Below are 25587 nucleotides of genomic sequence, written 5' to 3' on the forward strand. Positions count from 1 at the left end.
GAAGAATAAAAACTTTACTTTTCGAAGGGTGTACGAATCTCCTGCAGGATCGCCATGGCTCCTTGAGCAATCAGCAGATCGGCAGCTTGCCTGCCCAACTCTTCAGGATGCTCTCCCGACAGGGTGACCTTCAGGATGCGTTGACCATCCAAGGAAGCGACCATTCCCTTTAGAACAATCTGTTGCTGCTCTATCACAGCCCAGGCTCCGATGGGAATCTGACATCCCCCTTCCAAGCGGTAGAGAAGGGTCCGTTCTGCTTTGACGGCTCTTTCCGTATCCCCATGGTTCAGCAGGTTAAGCATCTCCCGGACATCAGCCCGCTGAGCAGCAATCTCCACAGCAATGGCTCCTTGGCCTACTGCTGAAAGCATAATCTCTTCAGAAATGTATTCTGTGATCCGGTCTTCCCAGCCCAAGCGTTTCACACCGGCCGCTGCCAGAACGATACCTGCCATATTGGACTCCTGCAGCTTCCGCCAACGGGTCTGGAGATTGCCGCGTAAATCCGCAAAAGACAGATCGGAGCGATAATTCTGCAACTGGGCTTTACGTCTTAAACTGCTGGTGCCGATGATTGAACCGGCCGGTAATGACCCTAAAGGCGTGCCGTCTTTACTTAGAAAAACATCCCGCGGCTCTTCTCTCTCGCAAAAAGCGGCAATTTCCAAACCTGGGGGCAAAACCGTAGGCAGATCTTTGAGGCTATGGACAGCACAATCAATCTCTCCATTGAGAAGACCAACTTCCAACTCTTTTGTAAAAAGACCCTTGTCGCCGATTTTAGCAAGGGGGACATCAAGAATCTTATCTCCCTTTGTTTTCATGGGGACCAGGACAAACTCTCTTTCCGGGTAATACTCTTCCAGTTTCCCTTTCACCCATTCGGCTTGCCAAAGGGCCAGCTGACTATCCCGTGTACCTATTTTAACGCTTCCCATGTGCTCCCCCTTAACTTTGGTTGGAATGATGACTGGCGGCATGATGAACACTCCACCCCGCATGAGGTGAAAGCTCATTACCATCCAAGTCAAATAAATTTTGGAGTATTTCCGTATAAAGATGACCTTGGCTGGTATTGGCTGCTTCCTTCAAATTGGCAATAGGAGCATGCAGAAGATGAGTTACGATGGAGTTGGCCATGGACCGGATAATCTTCTCCTGTTTCTCATCGATAGGACCCAGTTTATTCAAGGCGCTTTTCAGCATAATCTCCCGGACCTCCTCCCCACGACGCTGCAAAGCAACGATGGTGGGAACTACATACAGGGAATTATGCCACTTCACAAAGCGTCCCATCTCTTCTTCGAGAATCCTTCCAGCCTGCAGGGCTGCTTCCTCCCGAGCTTTTTGATGGGAGTCCACTACTCCTCGCAAATCATCGATGTCAAACAAGGTCACACCTTCTAATTCTCCCACATTGGGATGAATATCCCGGGGTACGGCGATATCGATCAGCAATAAAGCCCGTCGCTGGCGCTGTTCCATAACCCGCCTCATGCGCTCCGGCTTGATGACAAAATGAGCGGCAGCCGTTGCCGAAATAACGATATCTGCTTCGGCCAAGGCCGTATCCAATTCCTCATAAGGAATGGCTCTTCCTGAGAATTCCTCTGCCAAGGCTTGAGCACGCTGCATAGAGCGATTGGACACCAATACAGTATCCGCTCCGCTGGCCACCAGATGCTTGGCCGTCAGAGCGCTCATCTCACCTGCCCCTAAAATCAATATACTCTTGCCTTGCACATCGCCAAAGGTTTGCTTGGCCAGCTCTACCGCTGTGTAGGAAACCGAGGTGGGATGCTGGTCAATTTGTGTCTCGGAGCGGACCCTTTTTCCCACTGCCAAAGCATTTTGAAAAATGGCGTGAATAATTTTATTGCTCAGATCAAGCTGTGATGATTTTTCGTAGGCCTCCGCTACCTGGCCCAGGATTTGAGTTTCACCTATCACCATGGAGTCCAGTCCGGCGACGACACGGAAAAGATGGCGTACGGAATCATAAAGAGTATGGACATAAAGATATTGATCAATATCTTCTTCCCGAAGCTTCCCATGCCGGGCCAGAAATTTCTTAATCACACTGACTCCCAATTCCACTTCAGGAGTGGCGGCATAGATCTCCAAACGGTTACAGGTGCTTAACAGCACGACCCCATTTAAGGCGGATAGAGCATCCAATTCCAGTAGGGCTTTATTGATCTCCGAAGGATGAAAGCTGACTTTCTCACGAATCTCTACTGGAGCCGTCTTGTGGTTCAACCCAATAGTGATTGGAAACACTTCTGCATTACTCCCTTCGCGTCGTCCAGCCGACCGTTTTTTATAAGCTCAAGCATCTCTCCATCCGTAGCCCGATTCCAAAACTTTTCCTTCTGCTCCGCTGTCAGCCGGGCTTTAACGTCCTTGCGCCAGCTTCCCAGCAAAGTCAGGTAATCCTTGTAGGCCTCCCCATAGTGTTCTGCCAACTCGGCCCGAATCTGCCGGGCGACAATGGGACTGCTCCCTCCCGTAGAGACAGCAATGCTTAAATCTCCCCGTTCCAATATGGAAGGCACAATAAACGTACATTTCTCCGGATCATCCACCACATTGATCAGACGAAAGGATTTTTGGGCATCTCCTGCCGCGGCGCTGTTAACCTCCTCGATTTCTGTACAGGAAAATACCAGCACCTCATCCTGCAGATCATCGGCAGAATACTCCTTTTTCTTCCACAGACATCGTTCATCATCCACCAGTTCCACTAATTCAGGGTGAAGCTCGGGTGAGACGATACGAACGACAGCACCATGCTCCAGCAGGGTTTTCACCTTGCGCAAAGCGACTGTTCCTCCGCCCACGACTAAAACCGGCTTATTCTGCAACTCAACATAGATGGGGTAATAATGTGACACGTACAGCCCCCCGCTTCTTTTTTAGAACCCTTAAAATTTAAATCATTCTAATCACATCTTACAACGAAAATCCCAACTAAAAAACAAGCAATTTCTTATGGGATGATTAAGTGTTTTTATGAACAAGCTCTTCTTTAGGCATAAGAATGCAAGCCTGGAAGCAGGTAATTCACGCCAAAGAAAGTAAACAACACAGCTGCAAAACCAATGATGGCCATCCAAGCCGCCCGTTTTCCTTTCCAGCCATACATCAAACGGGCATGGAGATAGGCTGCGTAGATAATCCAAGTGATCAGGGACCAGGTCTCTTTGGGGTCCCAGGACCAGTAGGTGCCCCAGGCATAGTTAGCCCAAATAGCGCCCGTAACGATACATAGGGTCAACATAGGGAAGGCAAAGCCAATCATCTTATAAGCCAGTTCATCCAGAACATTTTCATGGGGAAAACGGCTGAGCCAGGTTTCTTTTTCATGCTTTTCATGAGAGCCGCCGGTTTTAAGCAAATACATTATTCCCAAACCGCAGGAAATAGCGAAGGCTCCATAAGCCAGCATAGCAGTGAACACATGGAAGGTCAACCACTGGCTTTTCAAGGCTGGTGGGATAGCTCCGGCCACTCTTTCTGAAGGGCCCATTTTCATGATGATAAACATCAGCAATATGAAGGTTACAGGCATGACAAAGCTGCCCAGAGCTTTAATCTTATAGCGGAACTCCGCAAAGATATAAATAATGACAATTCCCCAACAGAAGGTAAGAATAAATTCATAACCATTGGTTAATGGCGGCCGTTGCGTAATCACCCAGCGCAAAGCGATGGCCGCTGTATTGGCTATCAGTCCGATGATGGCAGCGAATGTACCCAGATGGGTAAAGACGTCCTTTTTAGCAGCCATTCCGATCCAATAGAAGACGGTGCTTCCTATGTAAGCTCCAACCATGATATAAAATAAAATGACTTCGAAATTTTCCATGGATCCGCCCAACGATATCGACTCCTTTACACAAAATTATGATATTCCTTCTACTTCAGCAACAATACGGTCGAACTCCTCTTTGGCTCCCATGCTCAGCTTTCCGATGTAAGCTCCCAAAGTCAGGGTTGCCTCTTGGGTCTCATGATTAGCCTCCAAAACGCCTGCAATCCGAACAGGCCGCCAATAGAAGGATAAAAGCAATCCCACCATTAAAAGGCCGCTTCCCAGCCAAACAATCCCTACTCCAGGATCTTCTTTAATTTGTAATCCTGTGAATGCTATCGCTTTATCAAAGGTTATGGTATAGGCATCCTGGATGTTCTTGGATTCTCCCGGTGTGAGCTGCCCCATATCCAACTGCCTGTGCTCATCAAAAACCTGATAAAGGATCACGGACTCTTGAGGGCTTGTTTTCATGGCCGCCAGCACAAAGTAAAAATTGGTTCCCGGTGCATTGAAATAACCATACCCATTCTGGAGTGCTACAGGAAAGGTCTTATCACCCATTTCTACAGTAAATTGGGCTCCCGGTGCATAGCTGGATTGGTAGAAGGTTACACCCTTATAGGTCAAGGGATGATTCACAGAAATGGACTGGCGGTGAACCTCTGTACCTGATTCAATGATACTAAGATCGGTATACCAGTTATCCCTCTCCCCGCTGGGCAGAATCCTATCTTCCACCGAATTGATCTTAACCATAAAGTTTTCTTTTACTTGGCCTTTATAAAGGTCAATCTCCTGAATGGGAACCACGCTTCCCTCACCGGCCATCATATACCCTTTAAAGCCGGAGAGGGACCCGATCAGGGCACCAAGGATTAAGATCACAAAAGAAAGATGAGTGATGAAGGATCCCCAACTGCCCATGCGCCGCTTCTGCGCTGTAAAACTCCATTGCCCCTCGCCCGCTGATTCGGTAAGGCGAAAACCCTTCTTCTTAAGTACTTCCTGAGTTCTTTGTTTTAAGACATCTTCAGTCTGCCCAGATAGTTTGGCGCTAATCTTCTGAGGTAGACTGGACTTATCCAGGGGAGCCTCGGGATTAAATGTCAACTTATAGATTCCCCCAAAACGCTGTACACTACACACAATGAGATTAATACAAAGTAGACCTAATAAGAATTGAAACAAAGGTGAAGAATAGATATGGGTAAATCCTAAAGTTCTCCAAATCTCTGCAACTGCATGTGCTCCTTCGGGATCGAGAGATTCCTGTGGTACCAGAGTTCCTATCCCTGAGACCAAAGCAACGATTCCGAGTAATACCAACCCTGTTTTCATTGAGCTGAAGATGTCCCAAATTTTTTCAATCAATCCGTCAGACCTATTGCTCATAATAACCTCCAGTATAAATTATGGAATTATTCAAAGGATTATTTTATGTATTATTTTACTATATATTCTCAGGTTAGCCTAGGATGAAAGTTTGTTTCACAGAAAAATCACGATTCATTTAGGGTTTCCATAGGATTCCGTAAGGGTTTGTTAAGGGTTGAAAAAGGATTTGTTAAGATTTCCCCCATTAAGTTACAAAAAGTACATAAAGTGCAAAAAAAGGAGGCAAAGCTCTTCAACCCTGATCAACGGCATTGCGAGCTTTGCCTCCCTATTCTATTCCTAATTTATAAATACTAAACTACATTAAAGTACCGTTCCAAATAGGCAGTGCCGCGAAGATGACCACGTAGCGCAGCACAAACCCGCCCAGAACAACCAGAGCATCACTGAGAAGGAGAACATTGGCCAATCCTTGTCCTTGCTCTAAGGCTACGGTATTACCGCTTCCAGCCGCCGCATGAAGAGCATGACCGGTATGAGCGGATTTGCCAAGTTTTCTGACTGCGAAAGCTGAGATCAGCAGAGGCACCACCAGTCCCAGTACCACAAGGAACAGCCAGAACCAAAGCGCCAGCCCGCCGGAAATGGCTTGAGCGGCAGAAGCGGCTTTCACCCCGCCACCGGCATTGGCCACGCTGAAGATAAAGGCGACGAGGATGATCTCAACGCTGACCAGATAGAAGTGAAGTTTGGAAATCTTGTACTCGTCAGAATGTACGCCCTTATCAATGATATTGCTGACCAGGACCGTGATGGAAAGACCTGTCGAAATAGCAGAAACAACGAATAATACCGGCATAACATAGGTATTCCAGAAAGGAATCGCTTCAACCACGGCAACGAGCAAACCTGTGTAAGCGCAGGTCGAGAAAGCCAGCAGTGCTCCGAGGTGCTCTAACGCACTGGGAATCTCTTTTTTCTTCCAGACAAAGAACGCAACCACTAATCCCACACAGATGAAGAGGGCAAGAATATACACGCCCCAGGTCATGACTGAGGTGAAGTTGCTTAAAAGGCCAATCAGCAGCCAGGGTTTCCTTAATCCCTGACCCAAGTCAAATACTAAAAGCACTGTACCAAAGGCCACGATAGGAGCAGCTATGAAATATCCGGCCCGTTTTAAAGCAGGTGAGTTCCCTAACCAACCTCTCCCGGCAGCATAAGAAGTGAGGTATGCTCCGGCACCTAAACCACCTAAAAAGAGATATATGACGATTAACCATTCCCAATGAAGATGCATGTTTTTTCCTCCTCCTTATTCCTTATACCTTCGGGATAATCACTAATGAAGGATTGGTGATGCTGGCCGGCGGCAGACCATTGATTTCCGGAGCTACAGCGCCGGGAGTTTTTCTCAGTTCAGTAATATCCCCATAGGTTAATGCACCGGTCGGACATGCGGATACACAGGCAGGTTTGCCCCCTTGGTCCTGAATCTCGGCACAGAAACTGCATTTCGTTACTGCTCCGGTACCGGACTTAACAAACTGTGGTGCATGGTAAGGGCAGGCATAGAGGCAATAGGCACAGCCCACGCATTTCTTCGTATTATGGGCTACGATACCGTCTTTATCCCGTTTCGTATAGGCTTTGACAGGACATACTGTCATACAGGCAGGATCGGCACAGTGGTTGCAACTCATAGAGAGATACACCTTGTTGCTTGCCGGCTCTGCTACATATACCTTACGCCATTCGGCACCGGGCTCCCATTTGTTCGTTTCTTTACATGCTTTGGCGCACAACTTACAATTAATGCATTTTGTTTGGTCATACATAAAACCTAATTGCTTGGATTCACTCGACTCTGTTCCTGCAGCTTTAACACTCGCTTCTTTCAAACTTCCCATCGGCACACCAACTGCCACGGCAGCTGCGGTTAAAGCCCCGATTTTTAAAGCTGTACGACGTGTTAATTTTACATCGAGCTTTGACACATGGAACAACCCCTTTCTCTAATTCCCTCTAGTACTTACCCATTTTTTCACACAAAAAGCTCCGGCATATCCTATTTATTTATTAGTTCATAACCTCTGCCTTTGCTTCTTGTCTTCGTAATAAAGAATACCATAGAAATTATTTATTGCAAAGTATTAGCTTTCGGTAATTTTTGCATTCTCATTATTATTTCACTAAAAATTCACAATTATATACCTATCGAAAAGACCGAAGTCCATCAACTCCAGGCTGATTTCTTTCGGTCTCAGTGTTCATTGGGGCAAGTTAGATGCAAGTGCAATAAATTTTACCTATCTTTAAATATACCCTAAAACTTGCGTTCCTTCACAAAATAAGCCAAATCCACGAGAGCTTTCCGGGTCGGCACATTGGGCAGCTCTTGAAGGTAAGAATTGGCTTTACTTATATATAAGTCCACATAATGCATGGAGTCAGCAATTGCTCCGGAGTCCTTGATCATTTTAATGGCCTCTCTGACGTCATCGTCATCCTTCTCCGGTTTGGCCAGCAATCCATGCAAGCGCTCCCTCTCCCCGGATTGATGCAGGGCAAGAATCAAAGGCAGGGTCATAATTCCTTGACGGATATCTCCTCCCACAGGCTTGCCCAGTTCGGAGGCTTCAGCAGTGACATCCAGGACATCATCAACGATTTGAAAAGCCATACCCAGGGCGTGTCCATAAGCACCCAGAGCCCAAACTTCTCTCCGCGGGGCAGAAGAAACCAGAGCACCCAGTTTGCAGCTGGCGGAAATAAGCATGGCCGTTTTACGCTTAATACGATAATAATACTGTTTCAAGTTCTGATTGACATCATTGGAAGCCTTAATCTGTTGGATTTCTCCCTGACTCATTTCCACACTGACTTCAGCAAGAATCTTTGACACTTCAGGATGATTAATCTGAGCAAGCAGCTCCAGCGCTTTAGCCAATAGGTAATCCCCGGTAGCAATCGAAACTACATTTCCCCATTTTGCCTTAACTGTGGGCCGCCCCCGCCGGGTCATTGACGCATCCACTACATCGTCATGAACCAGAGTGGCCATGTGAATCAATTCTAAAGCCATAGCCACCGGAAGGAGCCTGTCAATGGGATAGCCATAGAATTTTCCTGCTAAAAGGGTAAAAGCCGGGCGCAACCGCTTCCCACCGGCTTCCAATAGTTGAACAGCGGATTGATCCAGTATAGGAAAATCTGTTTTTATATAAGCATGAAGTTCTTTCTCAACCCTCTGCAGATCGGAGTTGATTTGGTTAAAAAGCCAAAGTTGTTTCAATCTTGGTTCACCTGCTTGCACCCTATTTTTCGTAGGACACCATGTCTTGTGGGAGTTCCGCAAGAGGATCCTCATCATAGGTTAATAATTCTTCGTCATCTTTATTGGGTGTTGCATTCTCATCGCTTGGCGTATCTGCAGCTTCCGGTGTAACCGCTGCAACAGTTGAAGGGGCTGCAGCTGCCGTCTTTTTTTCTTCCTGGCTGCTTTTCTTAGGCGCCGGGGTTTTCAATGTGTCATCTAAGGTCTTCTTGAGGACATTGCTGGGAGTATTCACAGCATCCTGAAATTCTTTCGTCATATCTCCGGCAATTTTCTTAACCTCAAAAACCACCTTTCCAATGGCACGAGCCACATCGGGAAGGTCTTCTGGGCCGAATAATACCAAGGCGATAACCATTAATATAATAAGTTCATTAAAACTCATCTCTTACCCCCCCTATCCTTCCAGTGCTTTCTCTCGTTTTCGTGCCACAATATAACCGAGCCAAATACTGGCCTCATACAACATATAGGTAGGCAGCACCATTAGTCCCTGAGTCATAATTTCAGGAGTAGGTGAAATGAGCATTGTCACCACTACAATCCCAAAGAAGGCATACTTCCTCTTTTTAGCCAGGCTATCCGGGGAGAGGACGCCAATACGAATCAAAAGCAGCAAGATAACAGGAAGTTGAAAAATCAAACCAAAGCTTAAAAGAAAACGTATAATAAAGGATAAATACGAAGCTTTTGTCACCAGAGTAGTTGAACTTACAACGGCTTGGCCAGTAAAAAGCAGGAATTTAAGCCCGATAGGGATGACAAAGAAAAAAGCAAAGGCTATACCGGCTAACATCAAGATAACGGAGCTGGGTACAATCATATAAAGGTATTTTTTTTCATTTTGCTTCAAAGCCGGGAGAACAAAACTCCAAATCTGCCAGATAATTATTGGCAAAGCAATGACTACCCCTACGACAATGGATACTTTCAGCTTAACCATGATGGGTTCCATGGGGGTAGTTGTGATTAATTCTATGCCCAGTTGAATCACTGGATTGGCAAGGAAGGCGTAAACCTGATCGCTGTATATCCATCCGACAACCGTACCTAAAATGATTCCGTATGCTGCAAATAAGAAAACTTTGCGTAATGCGCTAATATGCTCCATAAGCGGCATATTTTCGTCCACACGTTTCCGCCTGCGCATCCCCACACATCCTTCCCATAATCCTTCTACTTTTATTCAGCACGCATTTTTAAAATAATTGCGACTTCTAAGTTCTCTTCAATTTTAGCACGGAATTGCTTTGCTGACAAAGACAACCCTGTTTTGCTATCTATAATTCAACTCCAGAATTTTAACCTGTACATGACTTTCAATATAATCGATTAATTGATTTAAAGAATGATTTCTGTGCTCAGGGAGCTCCCGAAGAATAGTTCTGGCCTCAGTCAGCGCAAAGTCAACCACCCCGCCCGGCCTTCGTTCTTGAGATGCCGCCCAGGCAATCCCTAAATTCCAGCCTATGGTCTCACATTGCTCCTGCACCTTCAGCGGACAGCCGGCCAGCTCCGCCCCCAACCGTGCCGCAAGGCCGGTCAGAGATGCTCTTTCCATCTCAATAGTTCTTATATATTCGCCATCACTTACTTTTTTATCCCTCGACAACCAACGGATGATTGCTCCTTGATTCATATTTTCAATAACCTTAGCCAAAGGGGCCAGGAAATGAAGCATTTTCTCTTTACACAAACTCAGGAAAAACTTTCCATAAAGAAAATCTCCCACAAGAACCGGAAATTGTCGTTTACTTTCTTCCAGATCCGGATCATCCTTCATCAGGCGATGAACCTGATCGGCCATAAATATGTATTGAAGGATTGTGGCCAGGCCAATAGCTGAACGGGCGGCGCCGCCAAAGGTTTGGCTCACAGCAAGGACAATAAGCGGGCAGGCGTTATTCTCAAGTTCACCAAAATTCAATTCCACAAGTTCGTCAAATTCAGCAGCCTTGAGCTTGATTTCACGTCGAAGGGTTCTTTTTATTTCTTCAAGCTCCTCCTTGAAGTGTTCAGACAGTAGCAACAAGGCAATCTCTCCTTAATATTTGAGGCTAATCTAAGTAATATTCGAGGCTTTTCATCAAAATCCTGCCCCTATCAAGGTTCCAAGGATCAATAACATTATTTTTTACAAGTTCATATAAATCATCCCGCAATTACTTAGCAAATATTGACATTCCATCATTCAAAACAATAGACCTTGTAACTCTCCCGTCACAAGGTCTATTATGCCAGCCTTATCTCAGTCTGGAATAAAATAAATATCCCTCCTAAAGATTTACCGCTTCTTTTGGATCTTCTACAAGTCCACGTTTCATTTCCGTAGCTGTCATATGACCTGCTTTAAATTGCTCAGTCAAATAATTACAGGCATCCCAGGGATTGACCTGATCCCCGCATGTGAATACGTCGACAGCCGCATAACCAAGTTCCGGCCATGTATGGATGGCTAAATGGGATTCGGAAATGACCACTACACCACTCACACCTTGCGGGCTGAACTTATGAAATACCACTTCGCGTACTTCTGCGCCTGCTTCCAGGGCTGCGTTGACCATGATTGCTTCGACATCTTCGCGGTTATTAAGAATCTCGAAACTACAACCATAGATTTCAGCCAACACATGACGTCCCAGAGAATTGCTCATCTTGTCATCTTTGCCCCCTTTACAAAAGCAAAATGGAAGGAATCCGAGCCGAACCCAACGTCCGGTGACCCAAATTCCTATCGAAAACAATTGTAGCACAATGTGGCCGCTTGTCAATAAAAAAGTAAAGGTTAATCCCGTAAAACCCTTTATTCCGCTTCAATTCCGGAATAAGGCGAACTCTCTGCCGGTTTGCTCCGCATTTCTTAAGATTTCACTTTTATCTTGTCACTTCCAAAGACAGCCCAAGGATTTTGCTTTACAATAGTGAGCGAATTTAAGCGAGTGGAAACAAAACTTCGCGTAAAGCAAAATCCTGGAGAGTCATTTGACCGAGTAAACAATCTTCCCATCAATGATCGTCTGCAAAACTTTAGCGTTAATATTCAGCGGTTCCTGATCATAGACCACCAGATCAGCGTCATACCCTTCGGCGATTCTGCCAATACGGTCATCACATCCCAGAATCTCAGCCGGATTGACCGTCAGACATTTGAGAGCATCTTTTGGAGAGAGACCTTCGGCTACAGCCAGGATGGCTATGGTCCGCAATTGATCGATGGAGTTGTAGGGATGATCGGTGATCAGGGCCACCTTTAACCCTGAGTCCATTAGTTTAAGAGCCGAAGCATAATTCCTGTTGCGCAGCTCCATCTTAATGCGGGGAGTCAGCATGGGGCCCAAAGCTACCGCGGCTTTCTTTTCAAACAGGTAGTCGGCAATCAGATCCGCCTCTGTTCCGTGCTCGATCACTAATTTTTCGATCTTAAACTCTTCAGCAATGCGTACGGCGGTTATGATGTCATCGGCGCGATGAGCATGGGCCCGCAAGGGGATTTCACCCATTAAGAGGGGAATCACAGCTTCCAGCTTGACATTACGCTTTTTCACTTTATTCGCCTTTTTTAAGCTTATATAATCCTGAGCTTGCATGAATAATTCACGAATCAGAGAGGCCGTCCCCATCCGGGTCACCGGCGATTTTTTATCGGCACCATAGGTGGTGAGAGGATTTTCTCCCAGGGCTATCTTCAGACCTACTGGATTCTTAATCACCATCTGATCGATGATTCGCCCCGCAGTCTTGAAAGCCATGTTCAAACCCCCTACCGGGTTATCGCTTCCCGGCCCGGACATGACGGTTGTGATGCCATGGCGAACCGCATCCTTAAAGGCTATGTCCATGGGATTCACTCCATCGATTGCCCTGAGATTCGGGGTAATAGGATCGGATATTTCATTATTATCCACACCGATTTTTCCTGTCGCTTCCTCGATAATCCCCAGATGAGTATGGCAGTCAATCCATCCCGGCAAAATATACCCCTCCCGCACATCAAGAACCGGGATTCCTTTCTCTCCTTCGATTACCGGCCTCACCTCTTTGATTTTGCTGTTCTCAATGAGAATATCAGCCTTAAGGTAATCCTCTTGTTCATGAAGCCATACCAATCCGTTTTTAATAAGAAGACTCATCTCTTCACCTTCTCCATCAATTTAACCTTTCTTAGTATTACCGGAATAGTCAGGATTGAACACATTGAGAATATTAGCTTTGGGGCGGAAGCAACCGTCTTATGTATAATTTACCACTTTATGCAAAACACTGTACTCATTACAGAGTCAGGGAGGGATAATCTTGGGCGAGGATACCTATTATAGCTGGGCCCGCCGCAGAGGCATATCACGGCGTGACTTCTTAAAATTTTGTACGCTCACCGCGGCTATGCTGGGTCTTGATTCTTCAGCTGTCCCCAAAATAGTCAAAGCGCTCGAAACAAAACCCCGCGTTCCGGTGATCTACTTAAATTTACAGGAATGCACGTGTTGCAGCGAATCGTTTCTGCGCAGTGCTCATCCCCTGATTTCCGATCTCATCTTGAATATGATATCCCTGGATTATATGGAAGTTATCCAAGCTGCTGCGGGAATACAGGCTGAGTCTGCCCGGCTCAAGGCCATGCAGGATTATTATGGACACTATGTTTTGGTGGTTGAAGGCAGCGCCACTTTAGGAGACGGCGGAGTCTACTGTACCATTGGGGGAATGACCGCCAATGACCTTCTCAAGGAATGTGCCGACGGAGCGGCAGCAGTCATCGCTTATGGTTCCTGCGCCACCAATGCCTGTATTCAGGGGGCTTACCCCAATCCTACCGAAGCCGTTCCCATCCGCCGTATTGTCAAAAACAAACCGGTCATCGATGTACCGGGGTGCCCGCCCATCGCTGAAGTCATCACCGGAACTATCGTGCATTATCTAACCTTTGGCGAGATTCCTGAACTGACCAGCCAGGGCCGTCCCAAAGCTTTCTATTCCAAGCGGGTTCACGACGGGTGTACCCGGCGGGCTTTCTTTGATGCCGGTCAATTCGTAGAGCAGTTTGATGATGAAGGAGCTAAAAAGGGGTGGTGCCTCTACAAGATGGGGTGTAAAGGGCCTGTGGCTTACAATGCTTGTGCGGTCATGGAATGGAATGGGGGTATCAGTTTCCCTGTGAAATCAGGTCATCCTTGTATGGCCTGCTCCGAAAACAACTGGTACGATACCAGCACACCCTTTTATACTCATCTGGCGGACATCCCTAATAATGCCATCGGCAGAAATCCTGACGAACTGGGCATGGCTGCTCTAGGGGTGGCCGGGGTCGGTGTAGTGGCCCATGCTGCGGCGACCATCGCCACCAAAACCAGTGAGAAAAGACAAAAACAGGACTAGTAAAGAAAGGTTTGGAATCTATGGCTACAAGAATTGTCGTTGATCCCCTGACCCGGGTAGAAGGGCATTTAAGAATCGAAGCTGTGGTTGAAGGTACCCAAATTACTGAAGCCCTAAGCTCGGGAACTATCTTTCGAGGAATTGAAAAAATCGTCGAGAACCGGGACCCCAGAGACGTTTGGTCTTTTGTGCAGAGAATCTGCGGAGTATGTACCCATATTCATGCCCTGACCTCAATCCGTGCCGTCGAAGATGCTCTTGACTATCGAATTCCTAAGAATGCCAACATTATCCGCAATATCATGACCCTTACCCAAATGGTCCATGATCATGTGGTTCATTTCTATCATTTGCATGGTTTCGACTGGGTGGATGTTCTCAGTGCTCTTAAAGCCGATCCCAAAGCCACCAGCGAACTGGCCATGTCCCTCTCGGATTGGCCGAACTCCTCGGCCGGTTACTTTCGCGATGTCCAGAACAAAGTCAAGGGGCTTGTGGAAAGCGGGCAGTTGGGGATTTTCGCCAATGCCTATTGGGGGCATCCTGCTTACCGTCTGCCTCCTGAAGCCAATTTGCTGGCAGTGGCTCATTATATTGAGGCACTAAATTGGCAAAAAGAAATCGTCAAAATCCACACTATCTTTGGCGGTAAAAACCCTCATCCTAATTATTGTGTAGGAGGTCATCCCTCCACCATCAATATGAATGATGTCCATGTGATTAATATGGAACGGTTAAATCTCGTCAAGTCCAAAATTGATGAGGCCCAAACCTTCGTGGATAAAGTCCTCCTTCCCGATCTCTTTGCTATTGCCGGCTTCTACAAAGGGGATTTATGGGGCGGCGGCATCGGCAATTTCCTTTGCTACGGCGGTGTCCCGATGACCGATATTCGCGAGCCTGATTCCTTCCTCTTCCCCAATGGTGCCGTCTTAAACCGGGATCTGAGCAAGGTTTATGACGTGGACTTGAAAGACCCCGAACACATCAAGGAATTCATCAGTCATTCCTGGTACCAATACGACGATCCTCAAGCAGGGCTGCACCCCTGGCAGGGCAAGACTGCCCCGGCTTATGACGGGCCAAGACCTCCCTACCATAATCTCGATGAGAATAAAAAATACAGCTGGATCAAAACTCCCCATTGGCAAGGACATCCCATGGAAGTGGGCCCCCTCGCCCGCTTTGTGGTGGGTTATGCCCGGGGCAATAAGCCTATCAAGGGGTTGGTGGACGATGCTTTACAGCGCCTGGACCTTCCCGTTGCCGCTCTATTCTCTACTTTGGGCAGAACCTTGGCCAGGGCCCTGGAAGCCAAACTTTCTGTGGATCATTTAGCCGGATTTTACGCGGATTTACTCGCTAATATTAAAGCAGGTGACAGTCAGACCTTCAATCCGGAGAAATGGGAACCCAGCCGCTGGCCGGCCACTGCTCAAGGGGTTGGCTTTGCCGAAGCGCCCCGGGGTGCTCTGGCTCACTGGGTCAAAATCCGTGACGGTAAGGTGGAAAGCTATCAGGCAGTGGTTCCAACCACCTGGAACGCCGCTCCCCGGGATGAGAAAGGGGTCAAAGGCCCCTACGAAGCCTCCCTCCTGGATACCCCTATAGCCGTTCAGGATCAGCCTCTGGAACTGCTGCGAACCATCCACTCCTTTGATCCTTGTTTAGCCTGCGCGACTCATCTCATCTCTCCGGCAGGAGAAGAATTAGCCAAAGTAAAAGTTCTCTAGACAAAGGATGTGTGCCCCATGGCTGAAACCAATAACTATCAACCTGATGGAAGTCCCTCAAAACTCCGCTCTCCTATCTATGTGTGGCAATGGCCGGTCAGATTCTTCCACTGGATCAATGCCGTCGCCATCGTGATTCTGTTTATAACCGGATTGTATATTGGCAATCCCATCCTGAGCGCTCCCGGGGAAGCGGCGGTCAATTTCTTCATGGGCAATATGCGCTTTTGGCATGGTATAACTGCTTATATCTTTACAGCCAATCTTCTTTTCCGCCTGTATTGGTTTGTGGTCGGCAATGAGTTCTCCAAACTGCGGTTTTGGCGCAAAGAGTTCTGGCAGGATGCCGTAGCCACTCTAAAATACTATCTCTTCTTAACCCGTGAACATACAACCCATGTCGGGCATAATTCGATGGCTCAATTGATGTATCTTGTCTTCATCTGGGTAGCCAGCCTGGTCATGATCCTGACCGGTTTTGCCATGAGAGCCACTGCCACACCCAGCGGAGTTCTTGGCCTTTTTTCCTGGCTGATCCCAGCTATAGGCAGTGAAAGTCAAGTCAGAATGATCCACCACCTGTTTGCCTGGGGTTATGCCGCCTTTCTCCTCGGCCATCTCTACATGGTCTTTCGTCAGGATATTTTGGATGATGATGGTACTGTCTCATCCATGATCAGCGGCTATAAATATGAACTCCCTGAAACTGTCAAACCGGAGGATCATCCCCCTTCTCCCTGATATCAGTTAATGGCGGCTGCCTCAATAAGCAGTCCGCCATTTTGCTTTTCCGGTTAGGTTTACTGGGGCAGCCTTTTCCCGCCGGGTTAATAAAATTAAAGGACACCGAAGTGTCCCCTGCTTGTTTTTAGCTGATAGCTTTACCGGATATCGTAGCTGGGCCTGTGACGGCAATATCCCCTTGAGCGGGCTGAAGGTTAGAAACCAACACTTGGTAAACATGATGACCGACCGTTACATCGGTCAGAACCGTTTGGAAGGCCGCCAACATTTCCACCGGTTCATCATCACCGTCTGCGAGGGCTTCCTGATGAGCAGCCCCTACTTCGAGCCCATCCTGCAAAACGACCAATCTAAGGGTGGGTTGAAAATCTGCAATGGTATTCACAACTTGCCAGCCGACAGATGTCTGCAATTCTACAAAGTTAGTCGCTGTGGGCACGAAAAGACCAAATTCCAGGATTAATGTTGGTATTCCTGTGAGCGGCACAAAAGTTGCCTCTGCTTCGTTGGTTATGATGCTTCTGTTGTAACTTAATAACGCCATTTCCGTTTCTCCTCTCCAATACCTAATAGTAGGAATAATCTCTATTCCATTATCAGCATATTAACGAACCGGAAATTGGTGTGACTACGAAAAAACTTTTGGGGAATCTTGAAGATTGTCCTCAACCTTGCTATACTGAAATTATCAAGTCCAAAGGGGAGTAGCTGTACAGCAAAGTCGTCATTCACGGACTAAAGTCCCGGCTTTGTTGGCAACACAGTTGTTAGCGAGACCTTTGCCCATTCGGGTAAAGGTTTTTTTAATGTCCAGACTTGTGCATTTAGGTACTACCCAAAATAAGGAAGGAAGCGATGAACGAAATGGAGTTTCTTAGCCCGGAATTTTTCTCAGCTGTATTAGCCATCGTACTTATGGACCTGGTTCTTGGAGGTGATAACGCCATTGTTATCGGCATGGCGGCGCGAAACTTACCCCAACAATCCCAGAAGAAAGTGATTCTGATCGGTACCGGTGGGGCTATCCTTATCCGCTCGTTAGCGACTATCGTGGCTGTCTGGTTATTAAAGATCCCCGGTTTAATGTTTGTGGGCGGCGTTCTCTTGGTTTGGATGGCTTACAACCTCCTTACCGATAATAAAGAAGGGGAGCAGGTGGCAAGCGCTGCGAATTTCTGGGGAGCCGTCCGCACAATCATTATTGCTGACTTTATTATGGGGTTGGATAATATTTTAGCCGTAGCAGGCGCTTCTCACGGAAGTCCCTTTCTGGTTATTTTCGGACTGTGCATCAGTATCCCCATCGTGGTCTGGGGAAGCACTCTTGTTATCAAGGCCATCAACCGCTTTCCGATCATTATTCCCCTCGGGGCTGCAGTCATAACCCACACAGCCGTAACCATGTTGGTGGGTGAACCTTATGTAAAAAACTTTCTTGGTGAAAGCGCCCTCCTTGAATGGAGCCTTAGTGCCGTCTTTATAGCCATAGTCCTGTTTCTTGGTCACCGGAAAAATAAGAAAAAATCTCTGCAAACTACTCAGCACCATGCAGCCTAGTGTATACCCAAAGAAACGTGCCCTGCCCGGGCACGTTTCTTTATGACTTATTTGCCAACCTGGATTCGCAGAGGAATTAATCTTCCACATCGATATCCAGTGCCGATATGGCCATCCAGTACCCTTGCCAAATAGCAAGGACCTGCTTACCCACATTATTATACTCTAAGTTGATGGACATCAAATCATCGATCATGACAGCCATTTCTCTGTCAATGCGCTCTCTCATGCCTAACTGGCTCTCCTGCTTGGCCACATGGGCAAAACGCATATAAGTAAAATCTGCCTCCACAAATTTGTTAAAGTCCAGCCTCTTCAATACAATACTCATCCTTCCTTAGTCTAATCACATCATAACTATCTTACCACATCCCTTAGTCCACTTCATTCTCTGCACTAAATAAAATGCTGTCCTCTTCACCATAACCACGAACCTCTTTTAGACCCCCATTCGGACTATATTCATCGGTCTGCCAGGTAAAAAGAAACAAATCCCCGTAGTATTCAGTCTGAGCCAAAACCCTTCCATCCCTTAGGATAACCTCAACCTTCTTAATTCTGGGGTCATTGACGATTCCGTAAAGTTTAAAATCATAATGATCATCATCAAAAGAACCATCCTTCGTATAATCTATTGCCTTAGTAGGATCATTTTCAAAGCCGACGGGGTTATTGCCAAAGCCCCAAAGAAAAAAGAGCTCCTTTTTTACCGTATTACAGGATACCCATCGATCGTATTTCCCCAAAATGTACTTACCCTTGTCAAAGTCCTCCATATGCACAACCTTCGATGGTCCATAATGGATGCTGCGTTCAGAATGTTCATGGGCTGACAGCGGACTCAGGTAGAGGCCAGAACGCAGAATGAACATAGCGCCTAACCCAACCATTAAGAGCATGTTGCGCATGATTTTCTTAGACCTACTCAATGACATCACCGGCCCTCAGCGGGATTTCAACCCGATAACTTCTATTGAAGTGATCATAGCTGATGATTAAGATCTCCGCTGTTTTATCAAAATTCGTAAAGGTTCTTATTCCTTTGGTCACAATTTCTCCGTTACTGCTACCGGAGCCACTCCAATATTCATTTTCCAAATTGTCCGAGATCCTGCCGATTCCGCCTAAGCTCCATCCTCTCCCCCAGAACCGGGTATCGTAATATTTGTAGATAATGCTTAACTCCCCATTCTTTTTCAGAATAACACGGGTAAATTCAAGCACTGTATCATCCAAACATACTTTTTCATCAACCTTTAAATCATAGACTATGTCGGTGGGGAGAATATCCTTGGCCGGATCATAAGCCGTCAAAGAATCCATAATTGGTATCCCATAAAACAAAAGATTAATGGCAACTAATAACACAACCGCTTTATTGGTTAACCACCATAACCAGCCAATGAGCGGATTATGCTGTTTATTGAGCTCTATGCCAATTTCCTTTGGCTCCCCCATACCCTCCACCGCTAAATGTACGGCGGCTTCTTTCTCATAGCCTTGTTCAAGATATTCTTCGATTCTATCCCAAAGGTGGCTTTCCAGTTCAGAACGGATGGCCTTTTTGTCAAAGGAAAATTTAACATGGGATAGAACAGTTCTCAAAAAATCATCCAACTCAGGAAAAAGCATGGGCGTTACCACCTATGACTTTGTTTACTGAAACCGAGAATGTTTCCCAGGTCTGCTTCTCTTCCGCCAGCTGCTTTTGACCTTTACTCGTTATTTTATAGTATTTCCGCTCTTTGCCGGTTTCACCTTTCACCATATATGAGGTGACTAATCCGTTATTTTCAAGCTTATGAAGAACGGGATAGAGTGTCCCCTCTTTAAACAGAAAGGTACTGTCCGAACGGGATTCCAGCTCCTTGATTATTTCATAACCATACCGATCCTGCTCTTGAAGCAAAGTCAGCACTAAAAGATTCGTGCTGCCACCAATCAAGCCTTTATCAATTTTCATCGTGCCACTCTCCTTATAAATATACCTTGATCATCTATGTAAATTATACATAGATGATCAAGGTATAGCAAAAAGATGTAATTTAAACCCCTTTCTAACGCAATAAAATACTTACGATTTCACTATGGGTACCGACCCGCATTGGCATCCCCCAAGTCCCCGCACCCGACGTAACAATAACATGGGGGCTATCGGCATCTTTTTGGTAGTGCCCGTAATCCACAACAAACAGGGCATTTGTAAACAAGCTCCCTGGAAATATCTGACCCCTGTGTGTATGTCCGGCAAGCACCAAATCAATCTCCGAGCCATACTGTTCAATATTTGAGGGAGTATGATCCATGACGACAACAGGGATATTGGTTGCCAGCGAAGCTATCGTCTCCGTCATATCTTTCCTTTTCAGCTCCCCAAAACCCCTGATCGGCGACGGATCCAGCCGGCCAATCAAAACCAGCCGCTCATCAATTATGACGTATTCATCATTCAGGAGCTTTATATTGCTTTGCTCAAGGAAACTGAGCATTTCCTTAAACGTGTTGCCGCCGTCATGATTGCCCAGGCAGGCATAGACGCCGTACGTAGCCCTGATGCCTTTAAACAAATCAATGGCCGCGGCAGGATTGCCTATGGCATGATAGTCATCGTTAAAAATATCCCCGGCCAGACAGACAAGATCCGGCTCCAAATGATTGATACCCTGAATGATATGCTCCAGATTTCTTTCCGAATTGACGGCTCCCAAATGTAAATCGCTGATCAGAACGATCTTCATATCGGCAGCTGAGGTCGTTTCTTTCGTTTGTACAGCATAGGAAACGTATTTAATCTGATTGGCGTTATAGATCCCATAACTGACCAGGCCGGCGGTTAATAGAATCACCATCAGCCCCGCATAAAAACGGATGCTCTGAGGGATAGGGCTGGGAATGACCTTGAAGATACTTCCGAACACTATCATCAAGTCCGCTACCATAAAAAATAATAAAAGATAGATAAAGACCCCCATCCAATGCGCGCCCAGCCAACTCATAATTCTCTTTATAAAAGAAGAAAAGGGCAAAAAACCAATGATCAACGATAAAGCAAAAAATAGATAGATGCCTGTATAAATCCTGGCGTTGATATACGGGAAGAGCAGGCTGAGCCATTGAAATATCTCCCTCCCGACATAATAGTTCGCGCCTCCGTAAACAGATAATATCACTATCACACCAAAAATGACGCCTGCTATGTTCATGGCACCCCCGCCTCTCCCAGATATAAAAAATCCGCAAATCTTTGCCTGGAGCAAGTTTGCGGATTTTCCTAATTTCATTAATGGTCGGAGCGACACGATTTGAACGTGCGACCTCTACCACCCCAAGGTAGCGCTCTACCAAGCTGAGCCACGCCCCGATTGCATCCCGTATTTGAGGGACTTATATAAAATAACATATGTTTTAAAAAAATGCAAGACATAAGTTGGCAACACACGCTTTAATTTTATCAGCTAATTTTGTCCGATGACCTCTATTTTCCGAACCCCGTTAATCTCACCTAATGCCCATAAAAGATTTTCCGGAATATCCACCATCCCCATATTCTCCACAGATATGGTGACATTGGCGATCCCCTGGAGAGGGATTCCCTGATTAATAGTCAGCACATTAGCCTTAAAACGGGCAATGGTATTCAACACATTGGATAAGACCCCTGCTGTATTTTCTAGGGTCAGGGAAAAGGTAATGATCTTTTCCCTGCTGGCCTCATAGAACGGAAAAACCCCATCCTTATATTTATAGAAGGCGCTGCGGCTCAGCTGGACCCGGTCCACAGCCTCATTAATCGTGTTCACATCCCCTTTGACCAACAGTTCTTTAGCCTGGGCTGTTTTGAGGATGGCCTCGGGAAGTATATCTTTACTGACGATTAAGAAATCTTTATTCCGGTTCTGACCCGCCACTGGCTTTCGCTCCCTGCTCCTGAACTATGGGAATACATGTGTTATTAGTGAACATTATAAGCAAATGTCCATCCTATAGCAACCTTTGTTTTTTGAATAAGAGGGACAGGTACCATTATTTACTTTATGAATAATCGCACCTGTCCCTCTTATTCACTCCTATTCATGCCAAAAGGGCTCCCGAAGGAACCCTTTTGACTAGATGATGATGCAGATTAGACCGCCGTTACCGTCATTGACAATCCTTTGCAGAGTGTCCTGAAGCTTGTGCTGAGCATTTTCCGGCATCCGGTAAAGCTTCGTCTGCACCCCTTCCCGGACCAAGTCATGCAAGGACTTACCAAAGATATTGGATTCCCATACCTTCTTCGGATCAGATTCGAATTCGTCGAGAATATAGCGGACTAAATCCTCGGCTTGCTTCTCTGTTCCGATCAGAGGGGTAATCTCAGTGGTCACATCCGCCCGGAGAATATGGAGGGATGGGGCACTGGCTTTCAGCTTGATGCCATAATGCCCGCCGGATTTCACCAGCTCCGGCTCTTCCAGATACATTTCGTCAAGATGGGGGGTTACCACGCCATAACCATTGTTGCGCACTTCCTCAATGGCCGGAGCAAGTTTATCCCATTCCTTTTTGGCCTTGCTGTAATCCAGGACCAGCCTCATCAGGGTGTGTTCCCCTTCCACATTAACCCCGGTCATTTCCTCAAGGACAGTCTTGAAGAGTCCATCAATAGCCGTCATTTCAATTTCGGCGATGCCTGTTCCCAAATTCATCTGCTTAAGCAGAACATCCTGGGCATTGGGGCATTCTCCTAGTTTATCCAGGGCCATATCGATATCGCGGATACGGCGGATGCCCTCAATGGATTGGCGGACAGCCTCTTCGAAGCTGGCCCGGACAGGGTGGCTGGAATCCAGCTCTTCAACCCACTTGGGAATCTCAATATTGACTTCCGCTACCGGGAACTCATAAAGAACTTCTTCAAGAATTTGCGTGATATCTTCCGGTGTCATATCCAGGCAGTTGACCGGAATAACAGGCACATTATATTTTTCTTCGAGAGAGCTGCTTAACTCCATGGTCATTTCCGAATAAGGACGAGTGGTATTCATGACGACCACATAAGGCTTCCCTAAGTGCTTCAGCTCTTCAATGACCCGCTCTTCGGCATCCACATAGGCTTCCCTGGGAATGTCGGTGATGGAGCCATCTGTCGTAATGACAATACCGATGGTCGAATGATCTGTAATCACTTTGCGTGTGCCAATCTCAGCCGCTTCCTGGAACGGAATGGGCTCATCGCTCCAGGAGGTCCGAACCAGACGAGGCTCTTCGCCATCTTCCGACTCGTAGCCAATAGCCCCTTCCACAGCATAGCCGACACAATCCACTAAACGAACTTTCATTTGGATGCTGTCTTTAATCAGAATTTCTACCGCATCCGATGGAATAAATTTAGGCTCCGTCGTCGTGATCTGCCTACCTGAACCACTTTGGGGAAGTTCATCATTCGCCCGCTCCCGCTCAAATACATCCGTGATATTGGGCAGGACTTGGAGGTCCATGAAGCGTTTGATAAAGGTGGACTTCCCAGTGCGGACTGGCCCAACAATTCCGAGGTAGATATCGCCACCTGTACGCTCAGCAATATCTTTAAAAATGTCCACTTTTTCCACAAAAATTCCCTCCCTTTTGAGTGCTGTCCCAAAACCGGGGAAGGGCCCCCACCTTATCCCCCCACCTCCCTGACACAAGATGATGGATACCGGATAACTGGACTAGCACATTACGCAGTATAAGTATATTGACCGGCTTGGGCAATTATGTCAAAATTCTTTTTTGCCCTGATAAATTAATTTTCTCCTTGAATTCATCCGAATTCACCACCCAATCCTTTATCATTGCTATGTAAAAATCAAGCAATATATTCCATTTCAACGAAAAATAGGGTACAAAAAGCTATGAAAAAGACCCAAATTCGGAATCGATTACGAATTTCAGAACTGTAGGAGGCCATACCTGCAAAAAAAGAGCATCGCCAACCCTTTATTAAAAAGAGTCTGACGACACTCCCAACCTTCTCAAATATTCAATCGTTCAGGTTTTACATATCCTGACCGTCCAAACCGTTATCCTGATAAGAGCCCTGTTCCATGGCAATCAGAGCCACTTCTTCAATCTCGTGCTTTTTGCCTCTCATCATCAGAGCGGATACTGCCGCCCTGGGATCGGCACCCTGAAAAAGAACCTGGTAAGCCTGTTCTGTGATGGGCATGGAGATTGCATACTGACGGCTCAGCTCATAGGCAACGCGGGTGGTGCGAACGCCCTCTACCACCATACCCACCTCTTTGAGGACTTGCGCCAAAGGTTTACCCTCGCCTAAAGCAACCCCGGCCCGATGATTGCGGCTATGCCGGCTGGTGCAGGTCACAATAAGATCCCCCACTCCGGCCAAACCGGCAAAGGTCAGAGGATTCCCGCCCATGGCCGCGCCTAAGCGGGTAATCTCGGCAATCCCCCGGGTCATCAGGGCGGCCTTGGTATTATCTCCAAAGCCTAAGCCGTCGGCAAAGCCGGCACACAGAGCAATAATATTTTTAAAAGCTCCTCCCAATTCCACACCGATGGTATCCGGATTGGTGTAAACACGGAATTCAGGAGTCATCAGCATATCCTGGACGGCTTCCGCAGCCTGACTGTCCTGAGAAGCCACCACAACGGTGGTCGGCATACCCTTGCCTACTTCTTCGGCATGGCTGGGGCCGGACAGGACCACGATCGGGTGATGGGGAAGTTCTTCCGTCAATACCTGAGAAAGCCGCTTGTGACTTCCTTCCTCCAGCCCTTTGGCCGTGTTCACAACGATGGTTCCCGGTTTAAGATAGGCCCTGATCTTTTGGGCTGTCTCCCGTACGCTATGGGAGGGTACACTGAGCACAAACATTTCCGCTTCCTCAAGCACCCCTACGTCCCCTGTGGGGCGCACTGTTGGGGGCAGCACCACCCCCGGCAGATAAGGCCGGTTTTCACGTCTCTGCTCCATGAGAGCCATCTCACTGAGATTGCGCCCCACTAAGGCAACATCATGACTTGCTTTACCCATAGAAACGGCCAGGGCTGTTCCCCAACTGCCTGCACCATAGACAGCTATTTTAGCCAATGTAATCCCCCTTCCCACACTCTATCGCTTTAGGTTAAACTTATTTTCCGTTCCCTTAAGAACTCTTTGGATATTGGTCCGGTGACGAATCACCACTCCGCTGACAGCGATTACAGCAAACACTTTATAAGCCATCGGCTCATTAAAAAGAAAAACGAGAATTCCCACGGTTAAGGCAGCCAACACTGACCCCACGGAAACATAACGGGTAAAAAAGACAACCAAAACAAAGAGGATAATGGCAATAACCGTAATCTTGGGCATCAAAACGAGAATGATCCCAAAGCCCGCGGCCACCCCTTTGCCACTGGGCTTAAAGCCGAAAAAGGGATTCCAGCTGTGCCCGGCCATAGCCAATAATCCGGCTGCAATCCCCCCCCAGGGGCCAAAAAAACGATAGCCCAAATAGGCAGCCAGGGCTCCCTTTAAAGCATCCCCCAAGAGGACGAGAACCCCCAGTTTGGCCCCCAGCAAACGAAAAGCGTTGGTGGTTCCTATATTCCCGCTGCCATGCTTGCGCACGTCCATGCCTTTATAGCGGCCTGCCAAATAAGCAAAAGGAATGGCCCCCAACAGATAAGCGATAATAAATATCGCGTATTCCCACATC

Annotated in this window: 27 protein-coding genes and 1 tRNA gene; 4 read left to right on the forward strand and 24 right to left on the reverse strand. The window is 47.0% G+C overall.

Annotation, left to right across the window (positions count from 1 at the left end; all coding sequences use genetic code 11):
• Nucleotides 1-14 precede the first annotated feature (14 nt).
• From hemC to BUA14_RS14750, 13 genes are all read right to left on the reverse strand, one after another.
• Complete coding sequence (hemC, locus tag BUA14_RS14690; RefSeq protein WP_072773295.1) at nt 15-941, reverse strand: hydroxymethylbilane synthase; 927 nt, start codon at nt 939-941, stop codon at nt 15-17.
• Between the two features lie 10 nt (nt 942-951).
• Nucleotides 952-2283: a glutamyl-tRNA reductase gene (gene hemA, locus BUA14_RS14695; RefSeq protein WP_072773296.1), complete on the reverse strand. Its 1332-nt coding sequence runs from the start codon at nt 2281-2283 to the stop codon at nt 952-954.
• Nucleotides 2259-2897: a precorrin-2 dehydrogenase/sirohydrochlorin ferrochelatase family protein gene (locus BUA14_RS14700; protein WP_072773297.1), complete on the reverse strand. Its 639-nt coding sequence runs from the start codon at nt 2895-2897 to the stop codon at nt 2259-2261. Before BUA14_RS14700 ends, hemA begins: the two co-directional genes overlap by 25 nt.
• A 134-nt stretch (nt 2898-3031) precedes the next feature.
• Nucleotides 3032-3883 carry a c-type cytochrome biogenesis protein CcsB gene (ccsB, locus tag BUA14_RS14705; RefSeq protein WP_178371702.1) on the reverse strand — a complete coding sequence of 284 codons (852 nt, stop codon included), beginning with the start codon at nt 3881-3883 and terminating at the stop codon, nt 3032-3034.
• A gap of 24 nt (nt 3884-3907) precedes the next feature.
• Nucleotides 3908-5212 (reverse strand): cytochrome c biogenesis protein ResB, encoded by a 1305-nt coding sequence (gene resB, locus BUA14_RS14710; protein ID WP_072773298.1) that lies wholly within the window; start codon nt 5210-5212, stop codon nt 3908-3910.
• 301 nt (nt 5213-5513) lie between these two features.
• Complete coding sequence (gene nrfD, locus BUA14_RS14715; protein ID WP_072773299.1) at nt 5514-6455, reverse strand: NrfD/PsrC family molybdoenzyme membrane anchor subunit; 942 nt, start codon at nt 6453-6455, stop codon at nt 5514-5516.
• Nucleotides 6456-6477: 22 nt separating this feature from the next.
• Complete coding sequence (locus BUA14_RS14720; RefSeq protein WP_072773300.1) at nt 6478-7152, reverse strand: 4Fe-4S dicluster domain-containing protein; 675 nt, start codon at nt 7150-7152, stop codon at nt 6478-6480.
• A 329-nt stretch (nt 7153-7481) separates the two neighbouring features.
• On the reverse strand, nt 7482-8450 hold the full coding sequence (locus BUA14_RS14725; protein ID WP_072773301.1) for a polyprenyl synthetase family protein: 969 nt from the start codon (nt 8448-8450) through the stop codon (nt 7482-7484).
• Nucleotides 8451-8472: 22 nt separating this feature from the next.
• Nucleotides 8473-8877, reverse strand: coding sequence for a Sec-independent protein translocase subunit TatA/TatB (locus BUA14_RS14730; RefSeq protein WP_072773302.1), 405 nt, complete (start codon nt 8875-8877; stop codon nt 8473-8475).
• Between the two features lie 12 nt (nt 8878-8889).
• Nucleotides 8890-9642 (reverse strand): twin-arginine translocase subunit TatC, encoded by a 753-nt coding sequence (gene tatC / locus BUA14_RS14735; protein WP_072773303.1) that lies wholly within the window; start codon nt 9640-9642, stop codon nt 8890-8892.
• A gap of 126 nt (nt 9643-9768) precedes the next feature.
• Complete coding sequence (locus BUA14_RS14740; protein ID WP_072773304.1) at nt 9769-10524, reverse strand: polyprenyl synthetase family protein; 756 nt, start codon at nt 10522-10524, stop codon at nt 9769-9771.
• Nucleotides 10525-10768: 244 nt separating this feature from the next.
• Nucleotides 10769-11146: an adenosylmethionine decarboxylase gene (gene speD, locus BUA14_RS14745; RefSeq protein ID WP_072773305.1), complete on the reverse strand. Its 378-nt coding sequence runs from the start codon at nt 11144-11146 to the stop codon at nt 10769-10771.
• A gap of 324 nt (nt 11147-11470) precedes the next feature.
• The gene (locus BUA14_RS14750; RefSeq protein ID WP_072773306.1) at nt 11471-12622 is read right to left on the reverse strand and encodes an amidohydrolase; all 1152 of its coding nucleotides are present in this window, start codon (nt 12620-12622) and stop codon (nt 11471-11473) included.
• Between the two features lie 163 nt (nt 12623-12785).
• On the opposite strand from BUA14_RS14750, the gene BUA14_RS14755 reads away from it, so the two are divergent.
• From BUA14_RS14755 to cybH, 3 genes are read left to right on the forward strand one after another with little or no spacing between them, the layout of a single operon-like run.
• Entirely contained in the window at nt 12786-13865 is a 1080-nt protein-coding gene (locus BUA14_RS14755) for a hydrogenase small subunit (protein WP_072773307.1), read from the forward strand.
• Nucleotides 13866-13885: 20 nt separating this feature from the next.
• The gene (locus tag BUA14_RS14760; RefSeq protein WP_072773308.1) at nt 13886-15598 is read left to right on the forward strand and encodes a nickel-dependent hydrogenase large subunit; all 1713 of its coding nucleotides are present in this window, start codon (nt 13886-13888) and stop codon (nt 15596-15598) included.
• Between the two features lie 18 nt (nt 15599-15616).
• Nucleotides 15617-16339: a Ni/Fe-hydrogenase, b-type cytochrome subunit gene (gene cybH / locus BUA14_RS14765; RefSeq protein ID WP_072773309.1), complete on the forward strand. Its 723-nt coding sequence runs from the start codon at nt 15617-15619 to the stop codon at nt 16337-16339.
• Between the two features lie 127 nt (nt 16340-16466).
• On the opposite strand, the gene BUA14_RS14770 is transcribed toward cybH, so the two are convergent.
• Nucleotides 16467-16886, reverse strand: a complete 420-nt coding sequence (locus BUA14_RS14770) for a hypothetical protein (protein ID WP_072773310.1) — start codon at nt 16884-16886, stop codon at nt 16467-16469.
• Between the two features lie 320 nt (nt 16887-17206).
• Here BUA14_RS14770 and BUA14_RS14775 point away from each other — a divergent pair, with 320 nt between their 5' ends.
• Nucleotides 17207-17899, forward strand: coding sequence for a TerC family protein (locus BUA14_RS14775; protein WP_072773523.1), 693 nt, complete (start codon nt 17207-17209; stop codon nt 17897-17899).
• Between the two features lie 76 nt (nt 17900-17975).
• Here BUA14_RS14775 and BUA14_RS14780 read toward each other — a convergent pair whose 3' ends face one another.
• The 10 genes from BUA14_RS14780 to plsY form a co-directional block, all read right to left on the reverse strand.
• Nucleotides 17976-18230, reverse strand: coding sequence for a hypothetical protein (locus BUA14_RS14780; protein WP_242954663.1), 255 nt, complete (start codon nt 18228-18230; stop codon nt 17976-17978).
• A 43-nt stretch (nt 18231-18273) separates the two neighbouring features.
• Nucleotides 18274-18834 (reverse strand): hypothetical protein, encoded by a 561-nt coding sequence (locus BUA14_RS14785; RefSeq protein ID WP_178371703.1) that lies wholly within the window; start codon nt 18832-18834, stop codon nt 18274-18276.
• Nucleotides 18821-19531 (reverse strand): permease prefix domain 1-containing protein, encoded by a 711-nt coding sequence (locus tag BUA14_RS14790; protein WP_072773313.1) that lies wholly within the window; start codon nt 19529-19531, stop codon nt 18821-18823. Before BUA14_RS14790 ends, BUA14_RS14785 begins: the two co-directional genes overlap by 14 nt.
• On the reverse strand, nt 19518-19862 hold the full coding sequence (locus BUA14_RS14795) for a PadR family transcriptional regulator (protein ID WP_072773314.1): 345 nt from the start codon (nt 19860-19862) through the stop codon (nt 19518-19520). Before BUA14_RS14795 ends, BUA14_RS14790 begins: the two co-directional genes overlap by 14 nt.
• A gap of 94 nt (nt 19863-19956) precedes the next feature.
• The gene (locus tag BUA14_RS14800; protein ID WP_072773524.1) at nt 19957-21102 is read right to left on the reverse strand and encodes a metallophosphoesterase; all 1146 of its coding nucleotides are present in this window, start codon (nt 21100-21102) and stop codon (nt 19957-19959) included.
• An 81-nt stretch (nt 21103-21183) separates the two neighbouring features.
• Nucleotides 21184-21260: transfer RNA gene (locus tag BUA14_RS14805), tRNA-Pro, on the reverse strand.
• A 94-nt stretch (nt 21261-21354) separates the two neighbouring features.
• Complete coding sequence (locus BUA14_RS14810) at nt 21355-21807, reverse strand: ACT domain-containing protein (RefSeq protein ID WP_072773315.1); 453 nt, start codon at nt 21805-21807, stop codon at nt 21355-21357.
• A gap of 198 nt (nt 21808-22005) precedes the next feature.
• Nucleotides 22006-23490: a stage IV sporulation protein A gene (gene spoIVA / locus BUA14_RS14815; RefSeq protein ID WP_072773316.1), complete on the reverse strand. Its 1485-nt coding sequence runs from the start codon at nt 23488-23490 to the stop codon at nt 22006-22008.
• Nucleotides 23491-23918: 428 nt separating this feature from the next.
• Nucleotides 23919-24977: an NAD(P)H-dependent glycerol-3-phosphate dehydrogenase gene (locus tag BUA14_RS14820; protein WP_072773317.1), complete on the reverse strand. Its 1059-nt coding sequence runs from the start codon at nt 24975-24977 to the stop codon at nt 23919-23921.
• 21 nt (nt 24978-24998) lie between these two features.
• Entirely contained in the window at nt 24999-25586 is a 588-nt protein-coding gene (plsY, locus tag BUA14_RS14825; protein ID WP_072773318.1) for a glycerol-3-phosphate 1-O-acyltransferase PlsY, read from the reverse strand.
• Nucleotide 25587: the final 1 nt, after the last annotated feature.

It is taken from the genome of Desulfitobacterium chlororespirans DSM 11544 (genome assembly GCF_900143285.1).
Classification (GTDB): domain Bacteria; phylum Bacillota; class Desulfitobacteriia; order Desulfitobacteriales; family Desulfitobacteriaceae; genus Desulfitobacterium; species Desulfitobacterium chlororespirans.

What these genes read in the sequence shown, in the direction of transcription:
- hemC (WP_072773295.1), bottom strand. Translation starts at nt 941, where the DNA reads ATGGGAAGCGTTAAAATAGGTACACGGGATAGTCAGCTGGCCCTTTGG.
- resB (WP_072773298.1), bottom strand. Translation starts at nt 5,212, where the DNA reads ATGAGCAATAGGTCTGACGGATTGATTGAAAAAATTTGGGACATCTTC.
- nrfD (WP_072773299.1), bottom strand. Translation starts at nt 6,455, where the DNA reads ATGCATCTTCATTGGGAATGGTTAATCGTCATATATCTCTTTTTAGGT.
- BUA14_RS14730 (WP_072773302.1), bottom strand. Translation starts at nt 8,877, where the DNA reads ATGAGTTTTAATGAACTTATTATATTAATGGTTATCGCCTTGGTATTA.
- tatC (WP_072773303.1), bottom strand. Translation starts at nt 9,642, where the DNA reads ATGCGCAGGCGGAAACGTGTGGACGAAAATATGCCGCTTATGGAGCAT.
- speD (WP_072773305.1), bottom strand. Translation starts at nt 11,146, where the DNA reads ATGAGCAATTCTCTGGGACGTCATGTGTTGGCTGAAATCTATGGTTGT.
- BUA14_RS14750 (WP_072773306.1), bottom strand. Translation starts at nt 12,622, where the DNA reads ATGAGTCTTCTTATTAAAAACGGATTGGTATGGCTTCATGAACAAGAG.
- BUA14_RS14760 (WP_072773308.1), top strand. Translation starts at nt 13,886, where the DNA reads ATGGCTACAAGAATTGTCGTTGATCCCCTGACCCGGGTAGAAGGGCAT.
- cybH (WP_072773309.1), top strand. Translation starts at nt 15,617, where the DNA reads ATGGCTGAAACCAATAACTATCAACCTGATGGAAGTCCCTCAAAACTC.
- BUA14_RS14770 (WP_072773310.1), bottom strand. Translation starts at nt 16,886, where the DNA reads ATGGCGTTATTAAGTTACAACAGAAGCATCATAACCAACGAAGCAGAG.
- BUA14_RS14775 (WP_072773523.1), top strand. Translation starts at nt 17,207, where the DNA reads ATGGAGTTTCTTAGCCCGGAATTTTTCTCAGCTGTATTAGCCATCGTA.
- BUA14_RS14780 (WP_242954663.1), bottom strand. Translation starts at nt 18,230, where the DNA reads ATGAGTATTGTATTGAAGAGGCTGGACTTTAACAAATTTGTGGAGGCA.
- BUA14_RS14785 (WP_178371703.1), bottom strand. Translation starts at nt 18,834, where the DNA reads ATGTCATTGAGTAGGTCTAAGAAAATCATGCGCAACATGCTCTTAATG.
- BUA14_RS14790 (WP_072773313.1), bottom strand. Translation starts at nt 19,531, where the DNA reads ATGCTTTTTCCTGAGTTGGATGATTTTTTGAGAACTGTTCTATCCCAT.
- BUA14_RS14795 (WP_072773314.1), bottom strand. Translation starts at nt 19,862, where the DNA reads ATGAAAATTGATAAAGGCTTGATTGGTGGCAGCACGAATCTTTTAGTG.
- BUA14_RS14800 (WP_072773524.1), bottom strand. Translation starts at nt 21,102, where the DNA reads ATGAACATAGCAGGCGTCATTTTTGGTGTGATAGTGATATTATCTGTT.
- plsY (WP_072773318.1), bottom strand. Translation starts at nt 25,586, where the DNA reads ATGTGGGAATACGCGATATTTATTATCGCTTATCTGTTGGGGGCCATT.